Origin of the sequence: Clostridium sp. (genome assembly GCF_026168755.1) — a bacterium.
Classification (GTDB): Bacteria; Bacillota; Clostridia; order Clostridiales; family Clostridiaceae; genus Clostridium.
In genome coordinates this window covers 23,781-32,592 of record NZ_JAPFDR010000035.1, presented here as the reverse complement: position 1 = coordinate 32,592, position 8,812 = coordinate 23,781, and the positions used below count along the sequence as shown (strand labels likewise).

Annotated in this window: 8 protein-coding genes; all 8 read right to left on the bottom strand. The window is 29.3% G+C overall.

The genetic code is table 11. From position 1 onward, the window contains the following. Positions 1-120: 120 nt before the first annotated feature. Positions 121-828 (bottom strand): pseudouridine synthase, encoded by a 708-nt coding sequence (locus tag Q0Y03_RS11650; RefSeq protein ID WP_297713991.1) that lies wholly within the window; start codon positions 826-828, stop codon positions 121-123. A gap of 151 nt (positions 829-979) precedes the next feature. Then, positions 980-1,849 carry a cation diffusion facilitator family transporter gene (locus tag Q0Y03_RS11645; RefSeq protein WP_297713990.1) on the bottom strand — a complete coding sequence of 290 codons (870 nt, stop codon included), beginning with the start codon at positions 1,847-1,849 and terminating at the stop codon, positions 980-982. 224 nt (positions 1,850-2,073) lie between these two features. Next, positions 2,074-3,297 carry an FAD-dependent oxidoreductase gene (locus tag Q0Y03_RS11640; RefSeq protein ID WP_297713989.1) on the bottom strand — a complete coding sequence of 408 codons (1,224 nt, stop codon included), beginning with the start codon at positions 3,295-3,297 and terminating at the stop codon, positions 2,074-2,076. Then, positions 3,297-3,710: a 4Fe-4S dicluster domain-containing protein gene (locus Q0Y03_RS11635; protein WP_291677464.1), complete on the bottom strand. Its 414-nt coding sequence runs from the start codon at positions 3,708-3,710 to the stop codon at positions 3,297-3,299. Before Q0Y03_RS11635 ends, Q0Y03_RS11640 begins: the two co-directional genes overlap by 1 nt. A 9-nt stretch (positions 3,711-3,719) precedes the next feature. Continuing rightward, positions 3,720-5,798 (bottom strand): nitrate reductase, encoded by a 2,079-nt coding sequence (locus Q0Y03_RS11630; RefSeq protein WP_297713988.1) that lies wholly within the window; start codon positions 5,796-5,798, stop codon positions 3,720-3,722. An 84-nt stretch (positions 5,799-5,882) separates the two neighbouring features. Next, positions 5,883-6,866 carry a sulfite reductase subunit C gene (gene asrC / locus Q0Y03_RS11625; RefSeq protein ID WP_297713987.1) on the bottom strand — a complete coding sequence of 328 codons (984 nt, stop codon included), beginning with the start codon at positions 6,864-6,866 and terminating at the stop codon, positions 5,883-5,885. A gap of 12 nt (positions 6,867-6,878) precedes the next feature. After that, positions 6,879-7,673: an anaerobic sulfite reductase subunit AsrB gene (asrB, locus tag Q0Y03_RS11620; RefSeq protein ID WP_297713986.1), complete on the bottom strand. Its 795-nt coding sequence runs from the start codon at positions 7,671-7,673 to the stop codon at positions 6,879-6,881. Beyond that, a complete protein-coding gene (gene asrA / locus Q0Y03_RS11615; protein WP_297713985.1) occupies positions 7,663-8,691 on the bottom strand; it encodes an anaerobic sulfite reductase subunit AsrA in 1,029 nt (342 codons plus the stop codon). Before asrA ends, asrB begins: the two co-directional genes overlap by 11 nt. Positions 8,692-8,812 lie beyond the last annotated feature (121 nt).

Genomic DNA, 8,812 nt, shown 5'->3' with positions numbered 1-8,812 from the left:
TTTACCGACTTAGGCTTAAAAAGCCTAACGCGTCAATATATTAAAATTCATTAAACTTAAAGAACCGCCGTGTACCAGACCGGTACGCACGGTGGTGTGAGAGGTCGGTAGATAAAATAATTATCTACCTCCTACTCGATTATATAATGCTAATTCTTTTAATTTTTCTAATTCTTCAGAAGTAAGTTTTCTCCACTCTCCATATGGTATATCATCTATTTTTATATTCATTATCCTAATTCGTTCTAATTTTATTACAGTATATCCAAAGGCTTTAGTCATTCTTCTTATTTGTTTATTAAGTCCTTGAGTTAAAACTATATTAAAAGTATTATCATCTATTTTATTAACTCTGCATTTTCTCGTTATAACATCACCTATGTCTACTCCGTTTGACATTTTATTAATAAAATCATCATTTATTATTTTATCTACTGTAACTATATATTCTTTTTCATGAAGATTATCAGCTTCTAATATTTTATTTGATAAAACTCCATCATTCGTCATTATTATTAATCCCTGTGATTCCTTATCTAATCTTCCAACTGGAAATATATATTGACCATAATTCATATAGCTTATTATATTATCCTTAACATTTTCAGCTGCTGTACAAGTTACCCCTACCGGTTTATTTAAAGCTATATATATTCTTTCTTTTGCTTGTACTCTTTCTCCGTCCAATAATATTTCATCATATTCTTCTACCCACTGTCCTGGCTCACATAGAACACCATTTACAATAACTCTCTTTTCTTCAATTAATCTATTAGTTTCCCTTCTAGAACAAATTCCTAAATTACTAAAATATTTGTTTATTCTCATATAAAAACTTTGTCCTCTCATTTTAATTAATCTCGTGTTATCTTTATAATAAATTATAAAAATATTATAAAATAATAATTATTATACTTATAATACATTATAAATTCAAACAAATAAGTCGGATAAATCCGACTTTATTTATGAACTCCCATTAGTTCTTATATGGTTCCGTATGAATATTTATTTCTTTAATATAGCTTAAACCAGAAATTATAGTATGCTCTAAATTATCTGCAATCTCATGAGCTTCTTCTAATGTTTTGCTTTTATCAATAAAAATACTCATATCAATGTATGCAACAGATCCATACTTTCTAGATTTAAAATCTTTTATTCCATATATTTTTTCATCACTATCTACTAATGATTTAATTGTACTAATATCTTGTTTACTTATTGAACTATCCATCAGTTCATTACAGGCTGATTTTAATATATCAATTCCAACCTTTACAACAATTATAGCTACTATAATTGATGCTATGGGATCTAATATCTTTAATCCAAGCATTGCACCTCCAATTCCAATAAACGCTGCTATAGATGAAAGCGCATCCGATCTATGGTGCCAAGCATCGGCCTTTAATGATGATGAATTAATTCTTTTAGCTACTCTAATCGTAATTTGATATTGGTATTCCTTAACTGCTATTGATATTAAAGCTACAATTAATGGCAACGCATTAGGTACTAATATATTATTTACATTAATTAACTCTTTAAATCCATCATATCCTATTTTAAAAGAAATACCTATAAGTACAGTTGCTAAAGTAAAAGAAATTAAACCCTCTGCCTTTTCATGTCCATATTGATGTTCATCATCTCTTGGCTTTCTAGAAATCTTATTTCCTATAAGAACTCCAACAGAAGTAATTATATCTGATGCTGAATGTACTCCATCGGCTATTATAGCTGCAGAGTTACCTAAAATACCTGATAATATTTTTAGTATAGTTAATCCTATATTAAGTAAAATAGATATTATTGTTACTTTATTAGATTCGTCATATCTATTCACTATAATACACCTCCAATTATCATTTGATAATTATATTATATGTTATCTCTTTATATATGTACGTAATTCCATTCATTATCAGCAATATCATTTGATAATGAATTTAATTAATAATAATAAAAAAATAAGTAGATTATTATTGAATTTTGCCTATCTTTATATAAGCTATACATATAAATATCTACTTATTTATTTTAATTTATAATATCCCTTTATCTTTACTTTTAATATACAAACTCTAAATTTTCTTTTTCATTAAAGAAATCAGAATAATCTATATCAAAAAGTGGCTTCTTAACTTTTCTTATATCAATGTTCTCCTTTATAAGTTGTGTTAGTACTCCAACATAAGATAAATCACCTTGAACTATAGCTCCATATATTATTCCATCTTTATGAATTATCTTTTTATAATCCTTTCCTTTTATCTGAGTTTCTTCCTTATAGCTATCATCTGGTTTATTTACCATTCCTAAAGACATTGTAGCCACTCCACAGAAATTCATTGTATTTTTACTTCCAAAAAAGTCATTCATATAAATTTCCTTACCAATCATATTATTAGCTGCAATAATTCCTTCCTTAACAGCTGTTGGCCATATTGGGTTTCTTCCTGTTATATCTCCTGCACCATAAACATCCTTTATATTAGTTTCACCTTTTGTATTAATTATAAGCCCAAACTTATCACACTCTATACCACTATCTTTTAAAAATCCTATATTAGATCTAACACCAGTACATGCAATTATTAATTCACAAGGTACTTCTTCCCCTGTATTTAATTTTATGGAAATTGGATTATTATTATCATCTACTATAACTTTTTCAGCTTTTACTCCAAACTTAAAGTTCACACCTTCTTCTTTTAATCTTTCTTGATACACATTTGCTGCATAATTATCTAATTGAAGTGGTAATATTCTATCCCCCATTTCAATTAATGTTATATTTACATCATAATCTAAAAGGCCTGCTAAAGCATCTACCCCAACTAATCCTGCACCTAGGATAGCAATATTCTTAACTTTCTTAGCTTCTTCTTTAATCTTAATAGCATCATCTAAATTTCTAAGCCCTATTACATTGTTAGCTGTTCTTAAATTTTCTATTGGTGGTAAAAATGATGATGATCCTGCTGCTAATAAAACTTTATCATAACCTAAATCCTCATTATTTGATAATTTTAGTCTTTTTTCCTTAATATCTATTCCTACTACTTCTACTCCTTTTATCCACTTTATCTTATACATTTCAAAAAAATTATTTGGAGTAAAATCTAAAGCTTCAATTTCTCTTCTTCCATCTAAAAAATGATGAAGTATGCATCTTGAATAAACATATTCATCCTTAGATACTAATATTATTTCTGCATTTTTATCATTTTCACGTAAAGTTTTAGCTGCATTAATTCCAGATGCAGATGCTCCTACTATAACATATCCCATTATTCATCTACCTCCTCTAAAGTTAATGCATTCATTGGACATTTATCTACACATTGAGGAAAATTTTGTTCTGTTGACATACACATATCACACTTCATTACTTCCCTATTTGTTTGATAATCCATTTTCAGAACCCCATATGGACATGCCATTATACACATATAACAAGTTGCACACCTACTTTTATCATAAATAACATATTTACTTTCATCATCTTTTCTCATAGCTCCAGTTGGACATGCGTAAACACATTCCGGTCTAGTGCAATGTCTACAATAAATTGGTGCAAAATTTCCTTCACTATTAATAACAATTCTTCCTCTTGTATCCCTTGAACCATGAGATACCTTACATGCAGTAGTACATGTTAAACACCCAATACATTTATTTCTATCTATTTTTATTCTTTTCATAGCTATCTCCTAATCAATCTTTTCTATTTTTACTGGTACATATTTAAAATTAGGTTCTTTTGAATATGTGTCAAATATAGATGGTAATAGTGAATTTGCTTCTATATAATGCATTGGTGCATATATTTGATCTTTTTTAACAGTTCTACTTAGTTTAACAAGGAAATTATTACTTACACCATTTGGTGATGTTATTTTAATTGTTTCATTATCTTTTATTCCTAATTCATAAGCTAAATCAGTATTTATATTTACATATCCTTCATGAGGAACTATAGAAAAAACATCTGGTATCTCTCTAGTTCTTGTTTGTGTATGCCATTGACCAACAGTACCTCTTCCAGTATTAAACAAGTATGGATATTCCTCTGATTGTTCATAAGGAACTGGTGCTACATCTTCATAAATAAACTTTGCCTTACCACTTGGTGTATAGTACTTATTATCTTCAAATAGTCTTCTTTCATCTTCTTCTAATTTTTCACCAGCTCTAAATGGCCATTGTACTCCTCTTGAATCCTTTAACATATCATAATCTACACCAGTAATATCACAAGGCATTCCTTTGGTACATGCTTTTAATGCTTCAAAAGCATCTCTTGGTGTTTTCCACTTATCTAATAATTTTCCCATTCCTAAAGCCTTACCTATTCCCAACATAATATCATAATCTGTTAATTCATTCTCCTTCTTTTCTAATACTGGATCAAGCTTTGATAATCTTCTTTCTGTATTTATTAATACACCTTCTTTCTTTAATCCATTGGCTGAAGGTAATAATAAATCACAATATCTCGCTGTTTCAGTATCAGAGTAAATATCTTCTACAACTAAAAACTCTAATTTTTCAGCTGCCTTTTTAAACTCTAAATTATTTATCCAAGAAACTATAGGGTTAGTTGCCACTACCCATAAAGCTTTTATCTCACCAGAGTTTATTTTTTCTATTATAACATTGTATGGTAAGGTAGGCTTCTTAGGTAACATTTCAGGATCTATATCTAAAGCTTCAGCAACAACTTTTCTTCTTGCTTCATTATCATACTCTCCTCCACCATAAAGCCCTGTAGTATTACTAAAAAGTCTAGAACCCATAGCATTACATTGACCAGTTATAGAATTTGCTCCTGTTCCAAGCCTACCTATATTGCCTGTCATTAAAGCTATATTTATAATTGCTTGTGCTGTTCTTACTGCTTGGTAGCTTTGATTTACTCCCATAGTCCACCACAATGATACTCTTTTTCCATTATGTATTATTTCTGCTAGTTCTAAGACTCTAACTTTTGATATCCCTGTTTTTTCTTCAACATCCTCTAATGTATATTTTTTCACATGTTCTTTAAAACCCTCAAAATCCTCTGTATACTTCTCAATATACTCATTATCAATCCACCCTTTTTCAATAAGAACATTAGCTAATGTATATAGAAGCGTTAAATCTGATTTTGGCTTTATATCTATCCACATATCACAATTAGTTACTGTTTCTGTTCTTCTTGGATCTATTGCAATCTTTATACAATCTTTATTATTTTTAGTTTTTCCCCAAAGAATTGGATGTGCTACTACAGGATTACATCCAATAAATATAATTACATCTGAATGTTCTAAATCATTAAAAGTATATGGTGGAGCATCAAATCCAAAGCTTTGCTTATATGCAACTACCGATGTAGCCATACAAAGCCTTGTATTTCCATCTCCATTTCCTCCTAAAAATGTTCTTCCTATATGTCCTGCCAAGGCCATTTCCTCTGTAGCTAATTGCCCTGTACTTAAAAATGCAAAACTTTCTTTACCATATTTCTCTTGTATTTCAGTTACTCTCTTAGCAAACAAATCAAATGCCTCTTGCCATTGAATTTGTTTTAATTCTCCATTTTCATCTTTTACAAGTGGTAATACAGGATTTTCATGTTCAGTATTTTGCTTATCTAAATTTAATCCCTTTACACAACAAAACCCCTTATTAACAGGATAATCAACAGTAGGTACTACTCTCTTAATAAACCCATCATCTTCAACATGAAAATCTAAATTACATGCTATAGAACAATAATTACAAGTAGATCTTATAACCTTCAATGAAATCACTCCTTATTTAATTAATTCTAATTTTCGTAAAACTCTTATAACCTTATTAACTTTTACTTATATGCAAATATGATTTTACTTTCTCATATAATGTACTCCCGCCCAATTCACATTTTCACTTACTTCTGCTAATTCAGGTAAATCAATTCCATCAAGTGCCCATTTTTTATATTCTTTATATCCAACCCTATCCACTATATATCCAATATGCTCTTTTCCATATGGCGCATCAGGATTTATATATTCCCTAACAAACTTATAAGTATTATCTATAATTTTTAATACAGTATTTTCATCTGCCCATTTTATAAAATCTTCTGCAATTCTTGGATTTGTTTTTCCAGTTCTCCCCATAATAACAACTCTAAAATATTTTTTAGGACTTCTAGTCCAAGCGTTATTAGGACATGCTAGAACACATTCTCCGCATCCAATACATTTGCTTGGATCTCTAATAACTTTATAATTTTTTGTACTTAATGCTGTAGTCGATACTTGCTTGCATTTTTTAACACAAGCTCCGCATGATATGCACCTATATGAATCATAAACCGGTAGACACATTCCGATTATTCCTATATCATGCATTCTAGCCTTTATACAATCATTAGGACATCCTGTTGCTGCTATTTTCACATGTAAATCATCTGGATAAACCATATCTTCAATTTTTCTTGCTAATTCTGTTGTATTATATTGAGCTTTGGGACAAATATTATTTCCTATACAAGAAGTTATATTTCTTGTACCAGCTGAAGGATATCCAGCACCCTTATGCTTTTGATTAGTTCCCATATTATCAATAATAGGTTGTAGTGCTTCATTTACCTCTTCCATACGTTCCATTGGAATACCTAATACTTCAAAACCTTGCCTTGTTGTAATATGAACTCTTCCATCTCCATATTTTTCAGCTAAATCAGCAACTAATCTTAATGTATCTGTATAAATTGATCCTCCAGGAACTCTAATTCTTACAGCAGTAATATATTTATTTTTAGTTATTCTAAAAGCATTTTTCATTGTCTTTCTAGTATTTAAATCATGTAAAAGCTCCATGGCCTATCCCTCCTAATCATATAAAGTTTTTCCAAAAGAATAATTAAATACAGGTCCATCAGTACATATATAAGTTGTATCCATTCTGCAATGTCCGCATTTTCCAAGACCACAACACATTTTTCTTTCATAAGAAACCCACATATTATCATCTTTTATACCTATCTTTTGAAATTCAATTATTGTAAATTTCATCATCATAGGAGGTCCGACAACTACTACTGAAACATTATTTTTATCATTTATATTTATCTCTGGTACGTATTTTGTTACAAGCCCTACCTTTTCCTTATATTCTTCATTACCTTTATCTACAGTTAATATAACATTAAATTTAGATTTCCACTTTTCTATATCTTCTTTAAATAAAATATCATCAGGTGATCTAAATCCGCATATTAATGTTACACCTTTACATTTATCTATATTTTCATAAAAATACTCTAATATTCCTCTAACTGGTGCTAATCCACTTCCCCCCGATACAATTATTATTTCTTTATCTATATAATTTTTTAACTCAAAGCCATTACCATATGGCCCTCTTAGTCTTATAATATCTCCTATATTTAGTTTAAATATCTCTTCAGTAACCTTTCCTACTTCTCTAATAGTAAAATCCAAATATTCATCACTATATCCAGATACTGATATTGGTGATTCTCCGTATTTAGGTATAGAAATTTCAAAAAATTGACCTGGATTTATTTCATCACACTTTCTCTCTACTCTAAAAGTCCATTCTTTAGCAGTATGCTTAATAATGTCTAAAATTTTAACTTCATAAGGAATATATTCATTCACCATATTTTATTCCCCCCCCTTGTTTACTTTTTACAAATTGTGTTACCTTATTCATTGCAGTTGATAGTGATATATATTGAGGACATACATCATCACACCTTCCACACCCTACACACATTTGTGGTCCAAATCTTTTACCGTAATCATACATCTTATGCATAGTTCTATATCTCATTCTATCTCCATTTCTTACTCTAACATCATGACCTCCAGCCATTAAAGAAAACCCTGGTATTTGGCATGATGCACCAACTCTCCTTCTTTCACCGCATTTAGTATTCTCTCTGCTTACTATATCTTGCATTGTGTAACAAGAACATGTTGGACAAGAAAGATTACATCTTCCACAAGCTATACATCTATAGTCATACTCTCTCCATAATTCTGCCTCTGCTACTTCTAAAGGGTTTAGTTTTTCTGGTAATGTCACTTTCACATCATTAGAAGATACAAAATCAATATTAAACTCTGTTTTTTCCCCTATAAAAATCTCTTTAAATTCATCATCTTTTATCTCTATATACACATCACCTTTATCAACCTTTACCCCTAATGAGTAATCTTCAGTTGTATTAGTACCAAAACTTACACAAAAACAATTTCTAAAACTTTTTTCACATCCGATTAACACTATCTTAACCTTATCTCTAAGTCTCTTATAATAATAATCTGGTTCTTTTCCATTTTTTAAATAAACATTATCTATTCTATGCAAACCATTGACATCACAAGAACGCATAAATACTAGCATTTTTCTTTCATCAATAGTTGGTATTTTATATTCTCCCTCTGTATAATAAAATAAAGTTTCTGTAACAGGCATAACCACTTCTTTTGCCGTAAAATGAGACTTATGATTAAATTCAATTTCATTAATACTTTTTACTTCCTCATATCTAATTACATCAGTATCTGAATATTGCCCTGCATAAGGTATAGATACTGGTGCAATAACTTTATACTTATCTTTAATACTATTTATTATATTGTCAAATTCCTGAGTAGTAATTTTTATTTTCATTAGTTCCACCTCTCTTTATCATAAGAGTATTTTCTGTAAAATTATTCATTTATATTCATCTATTATCTTTTACCTATAGATTTAAATAAATTCATAATTATTATGTAATGCATAAAAATAG

Coding starts and splice junctions, on each gene's coding strand:
- Q0Y03_RS11650 (WP_297713991.1), bottom strand. CDS start 828: ATGAGAATAAACAAATATTTTAGTAATTTAGGAATTTGTTCTAGAAGG.
- asrC (WP_297713987.1), bottom strand. CDS start 6,866: ATGGAGCTTTTACATGATTTAAATACTAGAAAGACAATGAAAAATGCT.
- asrA (WP_297713985.1), bottom strand. CDS start 8,691: ATGAAAATAAAAATTACTACTCAGGAATTTGACAATATAATAAATAGT.
- asrB (WP_297713986.1), bottom strand. CDS start 7,673: ATGGTGAATGAATATATTCCTTATGAAGTTAAAATTTTAGACATTATT.
- Q0Y03_RS11640 (WP_297713989.1), bottom strand. CDS start 3,297: ATGGGATATGTTATAGTAGGAGCATCTGCATCTGGAATTAATGCAGCT.
- Q0Y03_RS11635 (WP_291677464.1), bottom strand. CDS start 3,710: ATGAAAAGAATAAAAATAGATAGAAATAAATGTATTGGGTGTTTAACA.